Origin of the sequence: Streptomyces qaidamensis, assembly GCF_001611795.1 — a bacterium.
Taxonomy (GTDB): domain Bacteria; phylum Actinomycetota; class Actinomycetes; order Streptomycetales; family Streptomycetaceae; genus Streptomyces; species Streptomyces qaidamensis.
Genome location: NZ_CP015098.1, coordinates 1 through 25349, shown reverse-complemented (window position 1 = coordinate 25349; position 25349 = coordinate 1). Strand labels below are relative to the sequence as shown.

Sequence of the window (25349 nt, the reverse complement as noted above, 5' to 3'; positions counted from 1 at the left end):
GGTGTTGTCGAGGGCGCGGAGGCGGTCCTGGATGTCGTAGGCGTCGGAGGCGACGCCGGGCAGCGGTAGCTGGCGGGCCCGGCCGCCTCAGGAAAGGATGTGGGGTACGCCTGGGACGAGCTGATCGTTCCGGACTTCCCAGACCGTGGTCGCCGTACCGGTCGGGCAGCAGTTGCTGTCCGTCGGTCGGTACCATTTCTCGTGTGCGGTGACCTTGCCGGCAGTCATAACGATCTTCGCCAGCAGCGTGCAGTGAACACCCGAGGGTTCCTTCTGCGGCTTGATGGTGCCGAGGGCAATGAGCCGGCCCTGGACGTTGCGGAACACGACGGCTCCGTAAGCAATTTGTCCGGCGGCGGTTCCTCCGCCGGTGTCGCAGCCGATGTGGACAGCCGCTTCATCGCGTCGGTCACCGTCGATGTCACCGTAGACGACGTCCCAGCGGTCGATGTGCACGGTGCCCCAGGTGTGGGAGGAGGCAGTGGCCTCCTGCTTGCCCTTGAAGTGGATGAGACCCGGAATGTCACAGAAGTCACCTGGAATGGGCATGTTCGACCATGCCGTATCACGTAGGTTCTCGGGTGCGGCGCCGACCGCCTTCGTTGTGGCCGGCGAGGGCCTCGACGACGGTTCCAACGTGGCGGAGGACGTGTGCGAGGGCGGGGAGATGCGCGGGCCCGGCTGCGGGGAACCACAAGCAACTGCTACGAGCATGACGCCTGTGAGCGCCGCGATCCGGCCGGTGTTCGCGATGCTGAGAGTCACTGGTCCTCCCGGGCCACAGCGCCTACGCGCACGGTGGGTCGTAGTCGAGTCCTGGTAAGTACTGGGCCCACTGACTGGGCGTGATGGGAGCCGAATCCCTGCACAGGCGTTGAAGGATCCTCGTCCTGTCGACATCCCAGAGCTGGACCCCGCCTTCGCTGTCGGCCGCCAGGAACCGCCCGTCGGGGCTGAAGGAGAGCGTGGCCGAGGGAAAGCGTCCGCCCCCGCTGAGCAACGTCAGTTCCAGGGGCCGCGCCGAGTTGCCAACGTCCCACAGGCGGATGCCGCCGTCCTCGCCGGCACTGGCCGCGAGCGAGCCGTCGCGGTGGTACGCGAGGCCCTCGACGCTGCCGGTGTGGCGCCCGGACGACCCCCGTCGCACGGGGTGCCGGGGGTCGGACGCGTCCCACGCCGTGACCGATCCCATGCTGTCCCCGACGAGCAGCGTGCGGCCGCGGGGGCTGAAGGCCAGCGCGCCGACCCTCCCCGCCGTCGGCTTGACGACACCTCGCAGGCTCGGCTTGGAGGGGCTTGTGACGTCCCAGAGCTGGACGGTTCCGCTGTCGGTCACTGTCGCCAGGACGTGTCCGTCACTGCTGAAGGCGAGGCCCTGTCCGTCCGCGTCGGAACCGCGCAGCGCGCTGAGTCGTGCCGGGCGGTCGCGACGGCTGATGTCCCACAGTTGCACCGGCTCGGAGAAGTCTCCGATCGCCAGGACCGGACGAGTGGGGCTGAAGCTCACGGCCTCGGCACCGCCCGAACGCTTCACGGTGGGTGTCAGGGAGCGAGGGCGAGCAGGGCTGCTGACATCCCACGTGACCACGGGGACTCCCGAGGCGATGGTGGCCCCGTCGGCACTGAACGCCACCACCTGACCGCCGACGTTGAAGGTCTGGAGAGTGGAGACCTTACGTGGTGCGTCCTGATCGTCCAAGGCCCATAGGGTGGTGGGCATACCAGCCGCCATGAGGGTGCTGTCGGGGCTGAAAGCGGGCGGGCCGGATCCAGAGCCCGACAGGGTGGCGGCTGCCGAGGAACGGGAAGAGCCCGACACAGGCCACAGCCTGACTGTGCTGTTGAGGCTGTCCGTGCCGTCCGCAGCCAGCGGCGCGCCGTCGGCGCTGGCGGAGGCGAGAGACCGGCCGTCAGGGCTGAAGGCCAGGTCGTTCACCCAGGAAGTGTGTCCGGTCAGCTGGGAGCCCGGCTTCGGCCGCATGGGGTCGGAGACGTCCCAGAGATGGATGGAGCCGTCTCCGGCTCCTGTCGCCAGTGCCGTGCTCTGACCGGAGAAGGCCACCGACCGGATGCCGAGGTTCTGTCCGTTGAGGTCGGCCAGCACCGCCGGCTTGCCGGGGTTCGCCACGTCCCAGAGCCGGACCCTGTTGTCATCACCTCCGTACGCCAGGATGTGCCCATCAGGGCTGAAGGTCACGTTCCGCCGTGAACCCAGCGGGGGGATCCCCGGCGTCTCGACGGTTCCGGCGCGGGTGAGACGGCCTGAGTCGGACAAGGTCCACAGGTGCGCAGTGTCGTCCTGCCCGTCGGTGACGATCAGGCGTGCATCAGGGCTGATCGCCGCGGCGCCGTCGAAGTCCGAGTCCGTCACACGAGGCCGGGCCGGGTCGCGGATGTCGAGCGCGGCTCCGGATGTGTCGGCATCCACGAGCAGCAGCGGTGAACGCGGATGGAAGAACAGCCCCTCAATGGAGTCGGTGGTGGCCTGGCGCGAACCGAGAAGTCGCGGGGAGCGAGGGTCCGCCACGTCGAACAGACGCGTGTGACCCCGTCGGCTGCCTACCGCCAGAAGGCCCCCGTCCGGGCTGAAAGTGGCGGCTGTGGCGTGCTTCTTGGGTACGGGAAGCGTGGCAAGGACCGCCATGGTGGCCGGGTCGTAGAGCCTTACGGCGTCGTCCGTCACGACCATGGCTCCACGATTGCTGTAGCTCACCGAGCGGGAGTCGCCGTCCGTGTGGATGACCCGGGCCATCGAGGTGCTGGCCAGCAGCGCACCCTGCGCCTGACCGGTCGGTGACATGCGGTGGGCTTGCACAAGCAGCTGCCGGGCGAGTTCCGGCTGGGAGTCCTGGATGGAGGAGGCTTCGGCGACGAGTTGACGGGACTGGGCGGCCAGCGTCTGTTCGCGCGCGGTGTTGCGTTGCACGTACGCGGTGATCCCGCCCGCGGCGGCGATCACCAGCAGGCTAGTGAGCGCGGCGATGACCATGCGCACGAGGCGCACCGTCCGCCGGTGCTGGCGTATGTGATCACCGATCAGTTCGTCCTTGGACTTCCCAGCGAGCGGGGCGACGAACTCCGCCACGCATTCGAGCAGCCGCGGGTCGGCTCCATCGACCTGACCGGGGCTGCGCAGCCACCGCAGATCCACCCAGCGCGGCTGCCGGCCGTCGAAAACGGCGGCCAACTCCTCGCGGGGCAGGGCGTTAGTGGCAGACCAGTCGAACGTGCCGCTGGAGGCGTCCCAGGCCAGCTCGCCGTCCGTCCAGGCGATAAGAATCGTGTCCCGCGACCGGTGCTTCAGCCACCAGCGGATCTCCTTGCGTACCCACATCGAGTCGGCCGCTCGCGGCGACGCCATGAGCACCAGCCACCTGGATCGGCTCAGCGCCGCCTCGATCTCCCGCCAGAGGTCGGGACTGGCCCCCAGGTTGGTCTCATCGCGGAAAATGCGTAGTGAACGGGGCCTGTACCACGGCCTGGCGAACCCTTGCAGCTCCGCCTGGAACGCGACGGCAACGGCCTTGTCCCAGGCGTGGCTGTAGGAGATGAAAGCATCATGAAGGTCGTCACCGCCTTGTCTCCTGCCCATTCCGCCCCCCAGCGTGCATCCGTATTCACCCTAAGTGACCGCCCGGGGCGGCGTCAGCGTTTGTGCGGACTACCGACGAGCAGTTCGGCACTCTCAACCCCAGCGAGGCGGGCGAATCCCAGCGCATAGACGTGGATATCCTGCAGGAGCCGGCGCAGGTCTGCCCTGCAGGACCCATTTTCCGGGCAGGCGGATTCGGGACCGTCGGGGTGGCGCCGCTCCTGCGGTCAGACACGTATGCCAGCTGAACAGGAACGGCGGCCTCAGCTGCTGGTACTCGACCGTGTGCCCCGTGCGACCGCAGTCGAGGGGCGGCTGACCTTGAGAATGTCTCGCCTGGTCGCGAACAGGCCGTGCAAGGGAGCTGAACGACTCCCGGACCCTCGTCATTAGGACGGTCTCGCGGTCTGGTCGATGACGAACTCGACGTTGAAGTACCAGTCGGGAACGCCGGGTGGAGGGCCTTGGCCTGGGCCATGATGTGGATGCTGAACTCGCGGGCCCTGCGGCCGAATTTTGCGTCTCCGCGCTGGGAAGACTGATGGCGCAGGTGCGGGCGTGGGTGGCGTGGTCGAGGTTGACGGCGATTTCAACGCGCTGCGAGATCTCCGGGATCAGCCCGACAGTGGTGTAGGGGGGGGCGAGGGCCATGGGCGCTGCCTCCTTGTTCGAGGCCATCCCGTTGGGGCGGTCGGACAAGGGTTCGTGACCGTGTTTGTGCAGGTGGCTACACTGGCCGTCAGCGCGGGGGCGCGCAGGAGGAGTTCTGGCCCCTGCCGCCTCGCCGTCCTGTCGGCCATCGCCGTTGACGGGCGGCCAGCGATCTCGGACGACGCCCTGCCGATTATCAGCGGGCACCGGAGAGGGTGATCGTCGACGTGGTGGGGCCGCAGATCCGTGAACTGCTCGAGCAGTGGCTGAAATACCGGCGACAGTGATCGCTGAACCGATCGGCTGAAGCCACACCTGACCGCTTCCAACCACTGTTCGTGCGCTTCCCTACTTGTGTTCACCGTTGGGGCTACGTTCTCCTCGTTGGGGTACCACGGTGCGCGGCCGGTGGTTGCGTCGCCGTGGAGCTCGAGGGCGGGCAGCGAATGAGCGTAGACCTGTTGGCACCTAGAGCCCGAGCCACTCGCTGGCGATGGAATGCCGCGAGGTGTCACGTTGCGGCAATTGCCATCGGGGGGGGGGGTGACAGGGTCGGCCATTTTAAGGTCTTACCGAGATGACGGGAAGGGTCCTCTTCGCCGTTACTGGGGGAGTCGCAGGCGCCGTCGCCGCACTGTCGACGCAGCGGTATCCGCAGGCAGAACACCCTCCGGCAACCACGCCATCAGGCACGCCTAAGGATCGGGGACAAGAGAGTGGCTCTTCAGGGTGGTAGCAGAACCGAGTATGACGCGTTCATATCATACAGTCATGCCTGGGACAGGACCGTCGCGAAAGCCTTCCAGGCTCAGGCACAGGGGTTCGACCGACCCTGGTTCAAACCTCGCAGTCTGAAAATCTTCAGGGACGAGACCAACCTAGGGGCCAGCCCACAACTGTGGCCGGAGATCGAGGCGGGCCTGGCCAGATCCCGCTGGCTGGTGATTATGGCCTCTCCGCGAGCTGCGGTGTCCCCATGGGTGCGCAAGGAGATTCGATGGTGGCTGACTCACCGGTCGCCGGACACCATCCTCATCGCATGGACCGACGGCATACTCGTCTGGGACACCGCCCGACAAACTTTCGACTGGTCGGTCACTGACGCCCTGCCGCGTGAGGAAATAGGCCAGGTATTCAACCAGCAACCCCGGTGGGTGGATCTGCGCTGGCTACGCAGCTCAGAACAGGTTAGCGCTGCCGACCCACGGCTTCTCGAATGCGTAGCGGAATTCGTGGCCCCGCTCACCGGAAAATCCAAGGACGAGCTGATCGGCGACCACGTACGGCAACACCGCAGGACGGTCCGGTGGGTCCGAACCACCATCGCCGTACTCACCGCGCTCGCCGTGACCGCCGCAATGGCGTCGGTGGTGGCGCTTCGGCAACGAGATGCCGCCAGAGCGCAGACGCGGCTGGCGACCGCGCGACAGCTCGCCGCCACGGCCCAGAGCCTGAGCGCAGACAACCTCCACCTCGCCTCACTACTGGCCGTAGAGGCTTACAGGCGTCAGCGGACTCCCGAGACACTGTCTGCGCTGCAACACGTGGCTACGGCCAGTCCGCATCTTGTGCGGTTCGTGCACAACGATGTGGCAGTCACCCAACTCGCCTTTAGCGATGACGGCTCTCTTGTGGCAGTCGGCGACAACGAGGGAACGGTGAGTGTCTGGCGGAACGACGGCAAGTCAGTCCTAAGCCGCACACGCGTACGGGGGAAGGTAACTGCGATGGCGTTCGATCACGGCACGCGGATGCTCGCTGTAGGCGATGAGAAGGGAAATGTGCACAGTCTGCACTTGAGAGAGAAGCACTCGGAGCGTGTCGGTGTCATGCCGACTGCCGTCACCTCGGTGGCCTTCGACGACAGGGGGAGGCTCGCCGCCGGTGCCTTGGACGGCGCCGTGTCCCTGTTCCAGGGCGTCAGGAGGATTGCTACTCGGGAAACCCAGACGTCCTCCGCCTTGGTGTCCTTTCGGGACAAGGGCACCCGGTTGACTGTATCCAGCCCAGCGGGGAGCGGCTCTCTACTCGACGTCCCGGCGCTGAACGAGGTAGGGGAGCCATGGGGAATGAGGGCCCCTGCTGGTCACTTTGCCTCGGGCACGTCCCCGTCAGGGACGTGCTTCGGTTTCGTGAAGCGCGGGTTGGTCTTTGCGGAGGCCTCCGTCCCACCGCGGAATACCGGTAGCAGCAAGCGCGACTCGTGCGGCAAGTTCCCAAGACTTCCTACCGAGGAGGCGCGGCACTTTGCTCTGGCCGACAGTGGAAGGCTCGCGGCGGGAACTGCCAGGGGTCTCATCGTGTCGGAATCGCCTTCGTCAACAGCAGAGGCTGCGGAACCGATCCAGGTACTGGACGGGGTCGCTCCGCCCGCGGTGATGGTGTTCTCACCCGGTCGAGGTGACCGCCTCGCTTCGGCCTCGGGAGGCACGGTGGCGTTGTGGGATCTGGACCAGGTGTCCCGGACAGCGGAGCCCACAGGTCAGACGGTATCCGATAGCGCTACCGTGATTTCGCCACCGCCTCTAGCCCTCTTGCCGCCCGGCGACGGGGTGGCATGGAGCTTCGAGGGCGACGGATGGCAAGGTACGGGCCCCATCCGTTTGTGGACTCCGAGCAGGCGCCGTCCCGTCACTGGTAGCGCTGACGACTTCCTCTACTCCTTGGCTTTTACCGCGGATGGCAAGAAGCTGATTGCCGGCGGAAGCTCAGCGGTGATCCTTTGGGATGTGAAAGGCGAGCGTCTGGCCCCGGCCGACATCATCAAGTTGCCGACGGAGGAGGACTTGGGGTCAGGGGTGATCTCTGTCGCCTCGGGTCCAGATGGTTCGGTTATCGCCGTGACGAATCATGGCGCGGTCCACGTAGTGGACCCGTCCACCAGAAGGGTCAGGACTCCCATACCCATGGTGCCCAGGAATGACTCGCATCGGGGGCTCGCGTCTGTCCTCAGCGAAGACGGCAGGATTGCCGTGATTGCACGCCCAGCTGGCGGCTTAAGTGTGAGGGACACCCTTACCGGAGACCTGCGCCAGTCGGTGCCGTCGACAGCTGGGCGCTTCTTGAGTCTCGCTCTCGCCTCAAGGAGCGGGCATGTGTTCCTTGTCGGTGAGGACGAGTCGCTAACGGCCTGGGATATTGATCGTCGCCAGATCCTGTGGCGATCGGATAACGGAGGGGCGTGGCACGTCGCCGCCAGCGCCGACGGACAAACCCTCGTCACCCTCTCGACGGACGGCGCAGTCACACAGTGGGATCCGCTCACCGGAGACAAGATCGGACGATTCACGGTTCCAGCACCAGACCGCTCGCTTTCTGGAGGGGCGGACGGAATCGGTGTCCAAACCAACATCGTGTTGAGCCCGGCTGGCGACCTGCTGTGGACTGCTACGGAAGGGGGCAGGATTATCAAGTGGCACATGTCCGTCGAAGCCTGGCGACGGACGGCATGTGGAACTGCGGGACGTGACCTGACAAAGACCGAATGGAGTCGCCATATGGCCAGCTCTCCCCCCGAAGACCTTGATTGCGACCGCACTTCCTGATCGACTCGGTACCCCGGTCGATAGGGCCCGCCCGACTTCACCGGTCTCAGTGCCCTCACGAAAAGCGGTCAGGCCATACCTGCCGACGCCAAGCTGGTGACCCCCGGAGGCTCGAAACTCCCCGGTTCGCCGCCGAACTGCCGATACCGCCGTGATCGACCCGCACCACACTACCCGCCAGCTCGAAGAGCTCATCCAGCTCCTGGCCCCGCTCTGGGCTTGTGGCGCCTATCGATCTGCGCCGGGTACGGCCGCAAGGAGGTTGGGGACGCCGCAGGCGCTGGCGAGGAGGTCGGCGTAGGCGGTAAGGATGCTGCGGGTGTCGCGCAGCGCGGTCCGCAGTTCGCCTGCGCGGATCCAGGCATGTTCGTGGTCGCGGCGCGAGCGATCGGCGGGGCGGCGCGTTTCCCAGTCCTCCAACGCGGGGTGCCAGCTCGCGAGTAGGGGACGGATGCCGTAGTTGAGCATGGCGACGGCCAGAAAGCCGAAGTTGTACTCGCCGTTCTTCTTGGGCTCGGCGACATCCGGGCCGTACTTGCGCAGCACCTCGCGAGTGGTGGTGAACAGGGAGTACAGGCTACTCAGTGCTTCCCGCAGGAGCCCCTCTTCCTCACGGAGCGGCACCACCGAGACCCGGGTCACCAACTCGACGTACAGTTCCCAGGCGGCCCGCCGCTCGGCGTCGTTCGGCTCCCATGTGCCGGAGATCTCCAGCACGCGCAGGTTCAGCTTCACCTCTACGCTCTTCGGCGCCCGCACCATCTCGTGCCCCCTTGCCTGGACTGCTGAGGAGTGAATCATTCGCACCCTACGGCCACCGTATACGGGGATCACGGGTGCGGCGTTGTGTCGGGTTGGCATTGAGGGGATGGGGCCAAGAGATGGCGGCCTCAGCCGAGTCGGACCTCGTCAGTTTCGCCGGACAAACAGACCGACGCGATCGGGAGGGCCTGCCGGCCGCTTCCCCCGTCTGCTGCCGCTCCAGCAAACGACGCACCACCAACCCCCTGGGCAGCACAGCCCCACGGCCGGCCTTACCTCTTGATCCACCCCACTTCGCCGCGGACCGAGGAACCGAGCTCCGGGTCGGCCCGGGGCGAGCCCGCGTAGGCGGCGAGGTGGCCGGCAGCCGGGAAGGTGCCGCCGTCGCCGACCTCGATCAGGATGCGGGCTCGGTCCTGATGCCGACGCCCGGTATCGAGGTCAGGACCTTCGAAAGAGGGTGGTCCTCCAGGAGTTCCTCGATCCGCCTGGCCAGCACCTTGCGCTGGTCAAGGACGGCGGCCAGTGATCCGGCCAGGTTCGGGACGATCAGTGCGGCCGCGTCGGTCCCCGGAACGGTCACGGTCTGCTCGCCCAGCGCGGCGAAAATCTCCTCGACCAGCCGCTCGGCCATCCGCGGGGCCTTCGGCCGCATCAGCGTGACCAGCCGTCGACGGCCCACATTGCTTATATGTGACGGGGACTCGAACCGTTCCAGCAACGTGAGGACGACCGGTGTCGAGCCCGACGATCATCTCCGACTCGGCGATCGTCTCGTCCTTGCCGTCGACCGCCCGCAGTGTGCGGCATCGCGCGGGCCGCGCCGGCGATGATGAACGCGTCCTTCGCGTCCGCCCCGATTGAGGCAGCTGATCGACCACGACCAGCGCCGTTTCGTCCTTGCTCTGGAGTTTCGCGAACAATATGCGAAGCGTGGGTTGGGTGTTGGGCAGGTGCTTGAGCCTTCTCCCCGGCAGGGGGGTGACGGCGGTGGCGTGGCGTTCGCCCTCGCTCCCCTTGTTCGTCGAGGGCGCTGCAACCGGCTCGCCCGAGCTTAGCGTCTAGTGCTGCGACCGGAAAGTTTCACCGGCTTGCGACGCCCGGCACGGCACCTCGCCGCGTTGTCGCATCACCCGAGTACATCCAGTACGCGGGCGATGCTCCGCCTTGCGATGCACCGCACCGGACGCCGCAAGCTTTCCGGCAAACCTTTCCGGTCACAGCACTAGGCAGGAACTACGAGCCGCGAGGTTGCATTGCGCCGTTCCCGCCCGCCACGCTTGCGGATCCAGCAGCTTCCACGACGTCCACCCATTCGTCAGCGACCGGTGTCGCCGACCCAAGGGGCGGCGACATCCGACCTGTCAGCGCGGTCTCGGTTATGGCGATGGGGTACCGCGCCTGGCCGCCTTGCAGCTCGGTGGTATCGACGGGTGGACTGGGTGAAGCACACCGCTGTCGTGGCTGCCGTTGTAGCCGCTACCGGTCTGGCCGTCACCGCGTGGGGCACCTGGAAGTCCGCCCAAGTTGCAGACGACCAACTGACTCAATCTCAGGAGGGGCGTGAAGACGAGCGACGCGCCCAAATTTCACTTGTCACCTTCTGGTCGGTGAACGGGCGCATAACCATCGGAAACCGGTCATATGACCCGGTTCACGTGTCACTCCGCTACGGCCCTGGCCGCAAACATGCGCATGTCGGCATCCTGCCCCCTTGCACGAACATCACCCTGGAGCGCATCGGAACCGGCTATTTGGAGCTCTACGTTCAAGATTCAGCGGGCAGGACCTGGCGACGATCGACATCCGGGGATCTTGAGGAGGGCGCCTCGCCCTTCGCACTCCCTTGGCATCACAACTGGTTGACCGGCGAGGGACGGACTGCCGCGAAGGGGTGCAAGTAGACCAAGATCAGCGAGGTCCCACACACCTCAAGGTCGGGAGCCGTTCTCGCGCATCCACGTTATGCAGACCTGCCGCCCACGAGCGGCCTGGCGTTGCGCCAGGCCGGGCGGTGGTCGGACCTCTGATCAGCGTCTCCGACGGCACCCCTCGGGCCCGGTGACACCACCCCCCCCCAGGTCATCCCATCGACAGGGGGCAACAGTCATGCCGGGCCCGGAGGCCAGCGGCCCTCTTGCAGGACCGCCAAGAAGATAACGGGGGGAAAGGCGGCTCAATTCTGGATCAGAAAGTCCGCCGCTTCCCGTGTCCTGTGCTTGCGGTGGAAAGTCTCCTCCTGTGCCGCCCACAGTGGCCACATCTGGGCCGTGGAGAGGCCATCTCTGGATTCCACGCGTGCGCGGCGCTGCGGCGTGTTTGCCTCCACCCAGATCGTGGAGTGGAGGTACGGCGCCGACTGCAAACTGTACGAACCGACGCCCTCCACGATCAGCGGTCCGCCGGGACTGATCGTGTGGGTCTCGGCGAATTCCTCTGTGTACCAGTCGTATCTACGCCAGATTGCCGGGCGGGACTCCGCCAGTGGGCGCAGTATCCAGTCGACGAGGTACTGGGCGCCCTGCTCCAAGCCCGTCCAGCCCGGATAGATGTCGTCCATGTGAAATACGCTGGCCCCGGACTGGGCTGCGATGCACGCAGCCAACGTCGTTTTCCCAGCCCCGGACGAACCATCAATGGCCAGTACGAAATCCGGCCGGCCAGAGGGGCCATTAACAGCGTCCGCGATCCGTACGGCAGATTCGTGCATCTCCCGGGAGATGCACGAGCAGCCTGTGAGGTGCACGCTTGCCAGCGGTTCCATAGCACTCGACAAGATCCACCTCTTCACCGCGGCCGCCCGGTGGCACCAACGTCCCACAGGGGCCCAGTGTGTTCAAGACGATCCTGATCGACGGCGTAGTGAACGCGCGCCGCTGATGGCAGCGGTGAAGTAGGCGAACAGCTCGACCCGGTCCGCTGGCCGGGAGCCCTGCAGCACCCGTAGGAACCCACAGGTCAAGGCTACGAGACGGGCGGTTGCACAAAGCGCAGCCGCGATGATCAGCAGCAGATTCCACGTGTCCACGATCTTGCCCTCCAAGCCTGTGCCCGACTCCTCACCCTCAATCTGCCGCCGTCCCACCATCCGCACGCGGCTTGGGACAGCCCCGGATGGCCCAGATATCCGGTGCTGTCGCCGGGACGTATCTGGATGCCCCGGGCAGCTCACGGATGCCGGTGCTCGGGGCAGTTATCGGGAGGGTGCACGTGAAGCGGGAGTCACTGAGCTCTTTCCAACTTGCAGCAGGAGCGAGCCGGTTGGGCTGACAACGTGGTGAAGCCCCTGGTAGATGGGTTTTCGACCAAGAGAACCGTCTCCACCAGAGGCTTCGCATGCTTGTCTACCCGTCGGGCGGCGACGTGTCCAGCTCTGCCCTGCGCTTCCTGTCCACCTGTCTGCGGCAGCACCGTCGTGCGATCGGCTCCCGCTGGCGGCGTCTGAACCCCGGCCGCCAGCCCCTGCTCGCACTCGCCCACCTGCGGATGGGACACACGTATGCCCAGCTCGCGGCCGGATTCGGTATCGGAACCACGACCGCCTACCGGTATGCCACCGAGGCTGTCGAACTCCTGGCAGGCCTCGCGCCCACCCTGGCCGACACGATCCGGGTCGCGTCGACGAAGGCGTTCGTGATCCTCGACGGCACACTCCTGCCGATCGACCGCATCGCCGCGGACCGGCCCTTCTACTCCGGGAAACACAAGAAGCACGGGATGAACCTGCAGATCCTCACGGATCCCTTCGGCCGGCTGCTGTGGCCTCGCCGGCCCTGCCCGGCGCCGTCCACGATGTCCGCGCTGCCCGCGAGCACGGCATCGTCAACGCCCTTGCCGCAGCCGACATCAAGTGTTGGGCGGCCAAGGCATATCGGGGTTCCGGCGGAACCGTCCGCACCCCCTACTGGGGCCGCTGGGAAACCCTTTCCGCCGGTCAGAAGGCCGTCAACCGGTCCCACGCGAAGATTCGCGCACTCGTCGAGCAGGCCATGGCCACCTTCAAAGCCTGGCGGCTCCTCCGCAGGCTCCGGTGCTCGACCACCCGCATCACCAGCCTCGTCCAGGCCGTCCTCGCCCTGCATCTGGCCAGCTCGGAGTGAGGATGGAAAAGGCTCACTGCCTTCTCACCGCTTCGACCCAGCGCCCCTGCACTCCTTACGGCGACAGCCCCGAAATCTCGGCGGTCAGAGCCGCCATGTTGGGATGTTTCGGAACGCCCTGACCGCGTAGCCCGATATCCATCGGGGGAAGAGCTAATGCGGAACAGGCGCAGAGTTGAACGGGGGACGTGGCCAATGGGGGACATGCACCGCACGAGAATGCTGATGTCGTTCATGGACGACCTCTGCGCCATGAAGCGCCTGGTTGGCCTCTCGTACGAGCGCATCGAGCAGCTGTCGGAGCGGCAACTCCACGAGGGAAGGCGGCTTAATCCCGCCGGCTCGACAGGCATGCAGGTGCTTGCCCGCACCACCACTCACCGCATGCTCAAAAACGGCGACGTATCTGTCGCCGACCGCCCCCGCGTCATGACGTTCGTAGCAGTCTGCCTGAAGGCCGCCGAAGAGCGAGGCGTCGCATTGCCCGCCGACTGGCGGGACGCAGACCGGTGGGCCCGCAGGTGGTCGATGCTGGTGTCGGAGTCCCTGTCGAAGACCGCCCGCCCCATCGCCAATTGCTGGGGCGACGAACAAGACGACGACGGCTCAGGGGAGGGCGACGCTGCAGGACTGGTGCGGCTGGCCCCGGTGGAGCAACTCTGGCCCGCCCGCAACCCGGAAATCGGGGAGCTGGCCACGGCGATCCGGCATCTCGGGCGCTCAGGGCGTCCGGAGGCGGCCGCCTCGCAAGCTAACGAGCTCGTCCAGCGCTGCGCCCAGCGGCTCGGCGGTGACCATCTAGGCACGCTCGCCGCTCGGCAGGCCGCGGCGTACTGGGCCGGGGAGGCGGGTCGAATGAGGGAAGCGGTCCAGCTGACCAAAGCCGTTCGTGAAGACTCCCGCCAGATGCTCGGCGCCGACTCGCCTTACACACGTCTGACTGAGCGGCGGCTCGTCTACTGGGTAGGCACCGCCGGCGACTGGACTGGCGCCTGGCACCACGCCAACAGGCTGCTCACGCGCTGGGAAGGCGATCCGGCTGTGGACGCGCTGGACCTCAGCCTTGCCCGGATCGACGCACTGTACGCGGCCGCCCAAGTCAGAGGCTGGAACTCCGCGGTCCACTACCTCCGCCATGAGATCCCCGGTCTGTCCGAGCTGTTGGGCCCGCACCACCCGATAGTTCTTTGGGTGCGAGCCAGCGTCGTCGAGGGCCTGATTCGCTGCGGTGAGACGGCGGAGGCCACCGACTGCGCCGTCAATCTCGTGGAGGACACCGAAGGGCGGTTCGGCGCAGACCACCAGCGGGTCCTGTGGGCCCGGTCGGCGCTCATCTCCGTGCTGCGCGGGTCGAAGCGCCTGTCAGAGATGGTCGACATCGCCCGCGTCAACGCAGCGGAGGCCGACCGCATTCTCGGGTACCTCCACCCCGAAGCAGTGAAGATCAAACTCACTTATGTCGAATCGCTACACGACGAGGGCGCTGTCACAGAGGCTCAGGAAATCGGTCACGAACTCCTGGCGACGGCGAACGCCTGCATGGGCTGGGACAGCCTCAGCATGCTGCGCATCCGGCTCGCCCTGTTGAAGACCGGCGACACGGACGTCGGCGGCAGCCGTCCGGTCGTGGATGCAACCCCTGAGAGCCTGCATGCCGACGCCCGTCGACTGCTTGGGCCGGACCACGAAGTGACGCTCAAGGCCCGCCTGTTATACGTGTCCCGCGGTAGCCCGCGAGACCGCGGACAGCGCCTCGCCGAACTGACCGAGGACTGTGTCCGGGTGCTCGGCATCGGTCACCCGCTCACCGCGGAGGTGCAGACGGCTCTCGAGACAGCGCCCGACGTCCCCTGAGGCCAGGAGTTCGACCCGACTGGAAGGGAAGAGGCCGGCGCTCACCGCGAAGCCACCCGGCACCACACCGCGCGCTTCTCTCAGGCCGTCGACCAGTACCTGACCGGCGTCGATCAAGTCACCGTTGGCGACGAAAACAAGGAGGGCCGGCGGATGGCCTGCACGGCTGTGTCGTAGAGGCCGAACAGGTCGACCCGCCCGCCGAGGCGCACCCATTCCTGGTTCGCTGCCTGCAGGCAGGTGATCGCTGCGGCCGCGATCGCGCGCGCCTGAAGGGCGCGGTGCTCGGAGTCGGGCAATCGCGGCTCGATCAGTGGTGCGAGCAAGTCCTGCCAGCGAGCCTGCTTCTCGGCGTGGCCGGCGCGCAGCGACTCGTTGTCGAACAGGAGGGTGACCAGCTCGAGCCGGTGTTCGGGGGTGGTCTCGATCTCGATGGGACAGGTCTTCATCGACCATGTGCAGCGTCCACTCCAGCTGGCGTTCCAGAGGCTTTTTGCTGAGAACAAAGAGCTCGGTGTGCGTATCGATGAGGAAGTGAGCGAGTGGGCGGTGCAGGCGGACAGCCGTCTGGACCCCCACCGGCTGGCGATCTTGTCCTCAGTGGCGGAGGGGTCAGCGGGGAATGTCGGGAGTGGTGGCAGGTCGCGGTGGACGGGTTGCCCTGTGTACGACAGCCTCCGGGTCGAAGAGGCCAAGTCCTCCCAGGCTCGGCCGGACACTTCGAGATCGTCCCACTGCGCGTACCGAGGCCAGGGACAGTCAGGGAGCAGGGCGGTCTCTCTCACGAGCCTTATGGAGTGTTGAGCAGGAGGGTTGTTGGTCCTAGCGGCGGGGGAGAGGTCTCGTCGGTACTGGAGCGGACGTAGACCGTCAGGTGAGGGGAGAGGCGGATTCCGTCCGCTGCACGGCGGGCACGCTTGCGCGCGCGCCGGGTGCCGCTCGCCGCCGGCTGGGCGGCCCGCAGCGCCTTGCGAACGGGCCGCCAGTCTTCGGGCTGCACCGCCAGGGCGGCGATCGCCAGGCCGTTCCAGTCCTGCGGGCGTTCACGATGGACGACGTCGAGGGAGTCCAGAATCTCCGCAAGGACGCCGGAGCCCGGACGGGCAGGAGAGGCGGAGTCCGGTGCGATGACCTGCGTGTAGTAGTCATTGACAGCTTCATTGCCGGTGTCGAGGAAAACGATCTCGTCCGGTGCGGGCTTAACGGGCTGAACACGGTGGTCGAGCCAGCCCGCTAGGGCGTCGGCCTCGATGAACACCCGGGGGCCGCCTGCCTTGGCGATGGCGGCGCGGGTGTGGGCGTAGGCGTAGAACTCGGCTGGGTGGCGCAGGATATCGGCCACCATCACCAGGTCGGCCAGGGTGACCAGCCAGGTGCCGTCCTTGGGTTCCGCGCGGCGCTTGCCGCCGTCGGGAAGATGGGTGGCGAACGGGTCCACACGCTCGAGGGTGACGATCACCGACACGGCGGGCGGGAGATGGTCCGGCAGGAGAAGACGTTTCTTGTTCCGGCTGCGCAGGTTGCCTTTCCCGCTTTCGAGGTAGGCGATGGTACGCGCATTCTGTTCCAGGGCCTTGTCGACGAACTCGCGTGTCTTTCTGTTCACCCGGTCCGGTGCCGCTCTGCGGGCAGGATCGGTGAAACGCCCGCCCTTGGCCTCGACGGTGAGGACGGCGCCGGGCATGGCGACGAGAACGTCGACGTCCGGATGGCCCGGGTCCGGGTAGGTGGCGCCGTGATGGACGTAGATCTCTCCGAACACCGCGGCCAGGGTGCGCCGGACGAGTTCTTCGCAGCCGTCCTGGCGCTGTTTGTCGAAGCTCTTCAGCAGGTCAGGGTGATTGTGGCAGGCGTCGGCGGCCCAGTCGAGTGCCTCGTGCATGAAGTCCCCGGGACGTGCCCACAGACTGCGTGAGTTGTCCAGGCCGATGACCGGACGGCGGCGCAGTGAGTTCGTGTCGCCCAGGGTCTTTAGCGCTGGTTGGCTGCCCAGCGGCGTGGTCAGGGCAGCGACCAGGCGGGCCATCTCCTCGTGAGGAGCATTCAGCTCCGTGGCGAGCACCCCAGGCAGGTCGTCCTCGATGGGCGAGGCCCCGAACGTGGCCACTCCTGCGGTGAGCGTGGCCGCCACCTGCACACGCTGTTCTCTGTCAGGGGACGGGGCGAGAACGGCAGAGGCGTTCTCGAACGCATCCATGACTTCACCCAACCGTGCAGCCTGCCGGGCGTGATAGATGTCCGCGGCCTCCAGCGCCTGGTGCAGCGCGAAACCGAGGACCGCTCTGGACGCGTCGCCCAAAGGAGCCGTGATCTCCTCGAAGATCGGGCGCAGTTGTGCGGGGTAGCCCTGCATCCGGTCGAAGCGCTGCTCCATCTGCAGCATGTGCAGGACACTCGTCTGCTTGTCCGCAGCGCCCTCGCGGAGGACCTTGGCCTGATGCGCCAGGTTCTCCGCCTGTGCGTACTCGCGCAGCAGCCGGTCCATGTCGAACAGCGCCTGCGGGTGGAAATCGGCGCCGAGCCGCTGAAGGACCTGATCCGCCGGCATCGCGGTGACCAGGCCTCCGTAGAACTCCACCATCGCGTCGCTGCCGAACGTCATGTGCCCCGGCTGCGACGACCGGCGCATGGCGTCGAAAACATGAAGGCTGCTGTAGAGCATGACCGGGTCTGCTGCCAGTGCCGTCTGGGAAATCTCCTCGAGCAGCCGGGGCAGCTGCTGTTCGGCCTTGTGTATCTGGTCCCACGCCGTGCGAAGACCAGCACCCTGGACGTCGCCTGGGCGCCGGAAGCGGCGAAGCCCTCCACCGACGACCGGGGTTACGAACGGTGTCCCGGTGCCGAGATAGGGCTCCATCTCACCTGCTGCCGCACGCCGGCCAGCGCGAGAACCCGCCGTAGCCATGTATCTCTTCCCTCTCCGCTGGCGCACAGGAAGCTCAAACCTGCAGCCCCTCACAACAGACTAGCCACGCAGTCCCGGCGCAGCGCACACGATTTACCCCGCATGCCCAGGCGGCGGCCCGTGGCAGAACGAGAGCAGGCGGAACTGGGCCGGATCGGCCGTGTGGCTGCAGCGCGGCACGACGTGGGGCACCGCCTACGCTGCCCCTTTCCTCGCTGACGTGACTGCCTGGACGAGGACGATCACACATAGGGTCATACATATAAGAGAGGAGAAAGTAAAGTTCGAATATTGGTCTTCGAGCCTCCTGGATGCTTCTTCGGTAATCTAATGGAATTTACCAAAGTCAATCCATATTTTTGTTATCAATCAGTCGGAATGACTCTCGCGATCTGGAGACGATGTGTCGCACATGCCGCCCTCCCCCGCCTGGGTACGCGAGAATGGGAGCCGTTTGCCGACGTCTTCGGGAGTCGCTTCTCGAGTCCCCTCCATGATCAATTCCGATGATATGGAGAGCTGCCGTGGCCGCTATTGCTGCGGAGGCGTTGCGCCGTGCTGGGCCTGGGGGAGTGGTGCACGCTCATGCCGGTGGGATGACCCGGCTGCGGCTAGGGGAGCGAGATCTGGCGAGTCGGCTGGCGGAAGCCGTCGTACCGGCGTACGCAGTGGCCTCGGGCTGCCATGCTCGGCATTGTGACCACAGCAGTTCCCCGCCGACTCAGAAGCCGGGGTTCCCGCAGGGCGGACAGCGCGATCACCAAAGCGCACCAGGCGCTCGTGAACTTCGGTGTCCATAGCCCTGTGCCGAGCGGTGTCTCATCGCCACCGGTGCCGCGGCCGTTGCCTGGTACTGGGTACTCGACTTGGGCAAAGTCCTTTCCGCGGATGAGGGAGCGCTGCTCTCGTTGCAGGGGGGCGGTGTGGCGACCGCGATCGGCAAACCCTGGGCGTGGTGATCCTGTAGCTGCCGACCATGTGGTGCCTGGCTCTGTAGGACGGGGGACTGAGGGCATCGCCAGGTCTATTGCTGCCATGCGCTGATCGTCGCGGACGCCGCCCGCGACGCCGCGAGTGAGACGGGCAAACCGCTGCGTACCTTCTTCCGGAGCGATGGCCATCGTGGAGCGCTGCGTCGGCAGCGCAGTCCGCCGCCAGCGCCATCTCGTGTGGCGGTCCCACCGGCGGCGGACGCTTAAAAAGCATGCGGGGCTCGTTGTGGCCGCGCTCCGCGCAGCCCAAGCGAAGATCGACACGGCGGGGCCGGACGCGCTCACCGAGGTAGCGTAATCCCTGGTCACCATCGCTGGCCGTTACTGCCAGGGCCGACCATGCGCTCTGCTCGAAGAGAGTGAGCTCACGGACCTGCAGCCTGCCAAGGACCGCGAACCGTTGCGTGCCGCCGCTGTCGCCGTCCTAGTCGCGGCCGAGGCCATGCCGGCCCTGATCGGTGCCTTCGGAATGGTCGCCGTCACAGTCGTCTACGGTTGCCGCGCCCGGCAGATGACAGACCCGATCGGGACGATCCGGGGCTAGCCGGATAACCATGACGCGGCGCTGTACGGTGTCCGCTGAGCCGAGCTGGCTGCGATAGCGCGGCCTCATTGATCACATTGGCGTGTGCGGGTGCCTGCTGTTCCCGCATACATCAGGGACGGTGCGACTGCCCATCTCGCGTCGAAACCACATCGCGCTATGCGCACACAGCCGCCTTCCGGACAGTGGGCCGCTGCAAGCGGCCCACGCGTCGGACGTCTTTGACCAACGAGCAGGCCGTCCTCCTCAACTCGAGTCCTCCTCGTTCGTGGCTCTTGGGCGACGGCAATCAGATCGTCGGGGCAGATCCGGCGTTCAGCAGCCGGCCCAAAGCCGCCAGGAAGCGTGCCGTCTGCCACGCAATGGCGCTGCGGGGAAGGCAGCCCGCGACTGCTTTGCCCGTCCCGGTTGTCCCTGCGCCCGTGAACCCTTCCCCGGCCGGACGCCTGGCCTGCCGCGTCCGTATTGCAAGCTCTCTTCCCGTGGGCATCGTCTCTGGATCCCCAGGACGCAGACGGATCTGACGGCTCGGCCCAGGAGACGACCGGACCGTCCGTCAGGCTGCCGCGCGCTGTGTGCGACCGGCGTGCCAGCGGCGCCTACCGGGTGCGACCTCAACAGCAGGAAGACTTCGCCGACGATCGAGGCGGCCGCGAACGTCGTGTGTTGCGGTGGTCGGCCTCGTCAGCCGTTGCGGCGTTCTTCCTGCCTGACCGGCTCGGGCTCGGTCCTCACCCACTGTCCAGGCCAGGCTCCCCGGTTCTTGCGGTGAGCCCGGGCCCGTCTGCGGTGCGATGCGGTGATCGGCTGTGCGGCTCATCCGGACGGATCGGGGGCGCCTTGCGGTGTCCGCCGCGGCGGTGGGCGGTGGCGAAACCAGGACGGGCATCCACCGACGCGCACAACTGATGGAGCGTCAGAAGATGAGCGGCGCAATCGTCTGGGGCGTTCGACGCAGCGCATCAGCGCAGCAGCGATGCTGGCGGTTCGCCGACCGGTTTACACGGATCCGCACGCTGTTTTGATTCTCGCTGAAGAGTGATACGTAACCAGGAACCCGCTAATGGTGTTCAACGTTCACGCCATCGTGGCACTCTTACTACATGGACCGGCTGTGCCGGTTGCGCAGTGATGCCAGCCATCGCTGTCGGAAGAAGAACGGTTCGTCTCCGCGCTCCGGCCAAGAGATGAGAGGCGGACCGGCCAGGCGGGAGCGAGAGCTCCCGCCTGCTTCTGTTTGCGGCCCCCTACCGTCGCAGCGTGCCGCAGAACTGCGTTGACCAGCGCAGCAACGCAGCGGCGCGTCCCAGCAGGCAGTGTGCGAAGGGGGTACACCAGGGGCCGCTCCCGCTGGGGGCACAGGTGCGAAAACTGGAAGCCTTGATTGCGAAGGAACTCATCCCGCGGGCTGGGACGGGCGCGTGTGGTGAAGCCAGATCGGCGACCGTTTAGCGCTGGACTGTCGGCGACTGCGGCCGGCAGGTGAGGGGTCCATCCCACATCAGGCCGTCACAACCCTCGACGACATGAAGATCGGCTGCAGCAGCGATGCACCGCACCCCTTCAGTCCAACGCGGGACGGATGGACACCACACTGTGGCGCCGCCATCGCAGGAACGGAGCACGGGCCAGACCACGGGAGAGCCGGTTGCACCGCGGTACGAGCGTGAGAGGAGCCCGACGCCGCCAGTGCCCCACCGGCGGTAAAGGAAATGACCGGTCGCTCTGCGGGCAGCCCGAGAGGCTGGGCCATTCCCGGCTCCTGGTGCTCGCAGCGCTGCCGACCGGCCAAACGTCTGCCAGTTGCGCCGCCGCCTTCGCCAGAAGAACACTGTCCTTGTAGCCCAGCGGTGAGAGCGCGGAGAAGGCTGCCCGCTCCGTTGGCTGTCTGACGGGCGTAGCTGAAGCCCCAGGCCGCTCCAGGGGCGGCATCGAGCTCTTGTACGTCGACGAACTCTGCAACCCGACTCAGTGGCTCGCCCCGTGCCCGTCGCCGCTGGCGGTTGCGGGCAGGGCTGCCCGATCTGCCAGGCAAGCCACCGCCATCACGTTCTCCAAGCGGTCCCGGCCCCTAGGGCGGATCGCAACGCGTAAGCTCTCACGGATCGAACAGCAGCTCCCCGCTGTCCAGGACAGCGGACGCAGCCCCTGGGCGTGTTCGCTGCCGCGTGCGGATCCGGCTGGGAGAGCCGCAGCAGCCCTCCCAGCGGACACGACCAACCGGAACAGCTCTGTCGGGCCGCCACTACCCCATGCCCGCCTCTTTGAACCACTGCGCAGCGTCGTCCTTTCGCAGACACGATCTGGCAGGAGCTCTGCACTCGCCCAGCAGGCCACAGCACTCGCACGCGACCGACAGGACCAGTGCGAAGGCTGTGAGTATCACGGCGGGCAATACCGACGATGTCCAGGGCCGGGGGTCTGCAGAGAGCGGTCCTCCTTTGGGCGACCGGCCCGTCGTGGCGAGCCATACGTGATCTGCGACGGTTGCGCAAGGGAAGCCGTCCACGAACTTTAAAAGGTAGGCAGACGCCTTCGTGCCTCTGACGCGGCGACGCGGGCATTTACCCACGTGGCCCGCCAGCCGCAGAGGGTGTTCCCCGCCGGAGGCCGGAAGAAGGCACGCCAAGAGTGCACCGTGACCGGGAGCCGTACCGGTCCGCCAGGGCCGGACCATCACCGCAGTGCCGTCCTCCCCTCACGGGCCTTCGGCGGCAGCCGTAGGCAGCGCAGAGGACCCGGGCCGGGACAGCCGCTACCGTCCCCGGCTCACGGAAGACCGCCGGCGGCACTCTGTTGCGGCGTGGAGCAAAGACTTATGGGCCGATCGCCCAAGGCTGCTCAACGAGAGCCACAGCGGAGGAAAGCGCTAGGTGTATTGACCCGCAGCGTTGTTCACACGGCTGATCGGTGGCTGGCCGCCTTCTTCCGCCGCATTACGGCAGGGCTCCTTACTTTCGGGCAGCCCTACGGTCAGAGAATAAATTTCATAGCCCCTCCTTCAGGGCCCGCTTGCAGATGATCATGATGAGGCGGTGGGAATCTTTTGAAGGAACTCCGCGACGCCTGCCCGAGGCGGGCGGTTAATTTGCGTGTAATTCATTCGCCCCGTGGCGGAGTAGATCTGCTGCGGGACGAAGCCGCGAACGACCCGTCCTGACGTGCACTTTGAATGTCGCTCAAAAATGTGCCCCTAGAACAAACTTGCGGAAATGGAGATGGAAGCCGGACCGCCTCACGGCTCGCATATATGTGAGCCGCCCTCAGCGCCAGCCTTCCGGAAGCAGCCGTTCCGGCTCCGAGGCTCCTGCCGAAACCGGCCCCGCCCACCTCTTGCTGACGATCAGTCGACGACGCGAGGAGAACACGGAGAACGACAGCCGAAACCCAAACCCGAGATCGTGTAGACGAGCGGGGTCCGTGGGAGTCATGCTGTTTCATGGCGACCTCTAAGCAAACCTTGGCCGGAGCGCGAGGGGCAGCCAACTTCCGACAGGCGCAACCGGCTTGCAGCTCCTCCGGGAACTGCAAGCCGGTCCGATCAGAACACCACGGTGATGACTGACCTTCCCTTCTCCAGCGAGCCGCAACTGCGGCCGCACAAGATCACGCGCAAGAACGTGGACGAGCTGCTCCGCCGCGTCAACCTGCGCTTCGACCCCAGCGAGATCTCGCTCAGCACCCGCTACGCGATCCCTCGTGCCCAGCGCGGCGCCGACGACAACCGCTGCGTCACCGCGGCCGCCGACACCCTCCTCGACCTCCTCAACCACCCGAGGATCACCCGGTTCGTCACCAGCGGCAGCAACGTCGTGCTGACCAACCTGACGCTCAAGGCCACCCACCCGGACCGCGAGATCAGCGTGGAGATGACCTCCAAGGGCGTCTTCGCCACCGTCAAGGGCACCGACGAGGACTGGGTCGACGGCCGGTGCGAGGACCTCCGCCACGCCCTCGGAGGCGACCATGCCTCCTGGGCCCTGTGGCGTCCCTCGCGCCGCCGCCGAGCCCTCGGCTTCGGTCTCGCGCTCGACGTCCTGACGGCCGCCACGGGCTGGGGCATCGCCGGCAGCCAGTTGCAGCACCTCTGGCCGGCCCTGGTCCTCGGCGCCCTCCTCCTGGTTATCCCGACCGTGTCCATGCTGGTGGGCAGCCGACTCGTCCGATGCCACCTCCGCATCGGCCACACCGACCCGACGTGGTTCTGGCAGCGCTGGACCGTCAGCGAGAAGCTCGCCCTCGCGAGCGTCACCGTCGCGGTCCTCGCCATCCTCACCCAGCAGCTGACCAATTCCAGCTCCACCGAAGGACACCACGCCCCCAGCCGGGCTCCGAACACCGCCGTAAGCAGTGAACTGCCGTGACAGGACCCTCTTCAACCGGCCGCGGGCCGGACTCCACCACACCGGAGTCCGGCCCGCCCGGGCCGATGCCGTACGCCGCCTTCGACGACTTCTACGCCGAGACCCAGCGCCGCTTCCTCGCGTATGCCCGGTACCACGCGACCAGCCGCGAGCAGGCGCTCGACGCTGTCCAGGACGCCTACTTCGACGTCCTCGCCCGCTGGGACACGATCAACAACCCCACTGCGTACGGGATCACCGCCGTACGCCGTAACGTCCTCGCCCAGAACCGCCTGTGGGCGCGCACCGCCCCCACCTCCACCTTCGAGGACGACATCTCCTACCTGGAGGCCGAGCCCGACCCGGCCGACATCATCGTGCTCAAGGACATGCTCTTCAGCGCGATCAAGGAGCTCCCGCCCACCCAGCGGACCATCGTCGTCCTTCGCTACGTGAAGTCCATGAACACGGACGAGATCGCCACCTCCCTCGAGATCTCGCGCAGCACCGTCCGGGCCCATCTCAGCCACGCCCGCCGACGCCTCCGCGACCTCCTCACCGACCAACCCCCCCCCCCCCGGACACCCGCACCCACCCCCTCAGCAGCCCAGCCGACCATCCACACCCTCTACGACCGCTACGCCGACTTCGTCTACCGCTACATCTGCCTCCTCGTCGGCACTGGCCCCACCGCCGAGGAACTCACCAGCAAGACCTTCCTCCGAGCCCTGCCCCACCTCACGACCGCCGACCCCGAGACCCGGCTGATCGCCACCGCCCGAGCCCTCGTCTCCGCCACACAGAAAACCGTGCCTCAACAAGACACACGCCGCCAGGCGGTCACCGCCCTCCTGGCCGCGACCGCCGGCGAACAACCCGCCGGCTTCCCCCTCCCCACACTCCTGAGCGCCCTCAACGACCTCAACCCCGCCCAGTACGAGTGCATCGTGCTCCGCTTCCTCCAAGGCCTCTCCGTCTCCGAGAGCGCCCGCGTGATGAACCGAAGCGAAGGAGCACTCAAGCTCCTCCAGCACCGCGCCCTCAAGAACCTCGCCCAAGACGTCGACAACCACCCCCCCCCCCCCGACACCGAACCCGCCGACATCTCCCGCACCCTCCACGCCGTGGCCCCCGGCTGCTCCCGGTACCTCACCCCCCACCCGGCCGGCCGTCACCGCATGAGAGCCGGCATCGAACGCCCCGCACACGCGGACACTCAACTCACCCGCTGAGCCACAGCCCCCAGCACAAGACCCGAGCCCGTACCCAAGAACGAGGGGTACGGGCTCACGTACGTCGCCCGGCGTTGGCGCCCAGGGCCGCAGACAGCCATACAGCCCAATACACCACCGTGGGTTGCTCCCTCGTCCCCGCCCACGTCTCGCCGATCGACCCGTCAGGAAGAAGCTCCGGAACGCCGAGCCGCACGCAGGCCCCCCGGCCCCCACACCCGCAGGGCCCTTCGAGGGCGACGGCGTCCTGGACGCCCTCGAAGGGCGCCAGGGCCTCGGAATGGTTGTGGTGCCGTCCACGGCGTGCTCTAGGCCGGCGACAGAGTCAGGCTCACCGGTCTCCTCGAATCAGGACCGACGACATAGAGATCACCCCCGCCGACGAGGTACACACCGCCCCGTAGACATGCATGGCCGCCCCCGCCCCAAGACACACATCACCGTGAGCACCCACACCACGACAACCAGCGCCGTCAGGCGCTCCACACACCCCCGAGAACGGACCGCCACCCCTACCTAACAAACACAAATGGGGCGTGCACAGGAGTGCACCACCCCCACACGACACATCCTCACGTCCCGTGTCCCCCCAACTCCACCCCCTCACGCACACCCAACTCACAGTCATGCCAACAGATATGACAACACCTCACCCCTTCACCACCAACCCCCAAGGCCGCGCCAGCGGCCGAAAAGAAGCCCCCCACACACAAAGACCGCGCCAGCGGTCAAGGAAAAGCCCAAACGATTCGCCGCCAGGCGAATAGAACCAACAAAAGAATTAACCTCAAGAATTTGCCGCCAGGCAAATTCAAGCGCTAATCAGGGC

Annotated in this window: 10 protein-coding genes and 2 pseudogenes; 5 read left to right on the top strand and 7 right to left on the bottom strand. The window is 66.6% G+C overall.

What is annotated here, in order from left to right; all coding sequences use genetic code 11:
- Positions 1 to 87 precede the first annotated feature (87 nt).
- On the bottom strand, positions 88 to 765 hold the full coding sequence (locus A4E84_RS00060; RefSeq protein ID WP_159029525.1) for a hypothetical protein: 678 nt from the start codon (positions 763 to 765) through the stop codon (positions 88 to 90).
- Between the two features lie 22 nt (positions 766 to 787).
- Positions 788 to 3592: a TIR domain-containing protein gene (locus tag A4E84_RS00055; RefSeq protein WP_062924565.1), complete on the bottom strand. Its 2805-nt coding sequence runs from the start codon at positions 3590 to 3592 to the stop codon at positions 788 to 790.
- Positions 3593 to 4959: 1367 nt separating this feature from the next.
- Between A4E84_RS00055 and A4E84_RS40010 the strand changes: the two genes are divergently transcribed.
- Complete coding sequence (locus A4E84_RS40010) at positions 4960 to 7788, top strand: toll/interleukin-1 receptor domain-containing protein (RefSeq protein WP_079128787.1); 2829 nt, start codon at positions 4960 to 4962, stop codon at positions 7786 to 7788.
- 228 nt (positions 7789 to 8016) lie between these two features.
- Here A4E84_RS40010 and A4E84_RS00045 read toward each other — a convergent pair whose 3' ends face one another.
- The 3 genes and pseudogenes from A4E84_RS00045 to A4E84_RS00035 all read right to left on the bottom strand — a co-directional run bounded on the left by A4E84_RS00045 (position 8017) and on the right by A4E84_RS00035 (position 11110).
- Entirely contained in the window at positions 8017 to 8523 is a 507-nt protein-coding gene (locus A4E84_RS00045; protein ID WP_237304714.1) for a hypothetical protein, read from the bottom strand.
- Between the two features lie 320 nt (positions 8524 to 8843).
- A pseudogene (locus tag A4E84_RS40005) lies at positions 8844 to 9560 on the bottom strand (transposase); the annotation flags it as partial.
- A 1166-nt stretch (positions 9561 to 10726) separates the two neighbouring features.
- Positions 10727 to 11110, bottom strand: coding sequence for a nucleoside/nucleotide kinase family protein (locus A4E84_RS00035; RefSeq protein WP_079128786.1), 384 nt, complete (start codon positions 11108 to 11110; stop codon positions 10727 to 10729).
- Between the two features lie 776 nt (positions 11111 to 11886).
- On the opposite strand from A4E84_RS00035, the pseudogene A4E84_RS00030 reads away from it, so the two are divergent.
- Positions 11887 to 12650, top strand: a pseudogene (locus A4E84_RS00030) (transposase family protein).
- A 204-nt stretch (positions 12651 to 12854) separates the two neighbouring features.
- The gene (locus A4E84_RS00025) at positions 12855 to 14504 is read left to right on the top strand and encodes a hypothetical protein (RefSeq protein WP_159029524.1); all 1650 of its coding nucleotides are present in this window, start codon (positions 12855 to 12857) and stop codon (positions 14502 to 14504) included.
- A gap of 113 nt (positions 14505 to 14617) precedes the next feature.
- Here A4E84_RS00025 and A4E84_RS00020 read toward each other — a convergent pair whose 3' ends face one another.
- Positions 14618 to 14953, bottom strand: a complete 336-nt coding sequence (locus tag A4E84_RS00020; protein WP_062924560.1) for an acyl-CoA-like ligand-binding transcription factor — start codon at positions 14951 to 14953, stop codon at positions 14618 to 14620.
- 341 nt (positions 14954 to 15294) lie between these two features.
- On the bottom strand, positions 15295 to 17361 hold the full coding sequence (locus A4E84_RS00015) for a hypothetical protein (protein WP_159029523.1): 2067 nt from the start codon (positions 17359 to 17361) through the stop codon (positions 15295 to 15297).
- A 5141-nt stretch (positions 17362 to 22502) separates the two neighbouring features.
- Between A4E84_RS00015 and A4E84_RS00010 the strand changes: the two genes are divergently transcribed.
- Both A4E84_RS00010 and A4E84_RS00005 read left to right on the top strand, forming a co-directional pair.
- Complete coding sequence (locus tag A4E84_RS00010) at positions 22503 to 23309, top strand: hypothetical protein (protein WP_062924558.1); 807 nt, start codon at positions 22503 to 22505, stop codon at positions 23307 to 23309.
- Positions 23306 to 24520: an RNA polymerase sigma factor gene (locus A4E84_RS00005; RefSeq protein ID WP_159029522.1), complete on the top strand. Its 1215-nt coding sequence runs from the start codon at positions 23306 to 23308 to the stop codon at positions 24518 to 24520. The genes A4E84_RS00010 and A4E84_RS00005 overlap by 4 nt, the downstream gene beginning before the upstream one ends.
- The last annotated feature ends 829 nt before the right edge of the window (positions 24521 to 25349 follow it).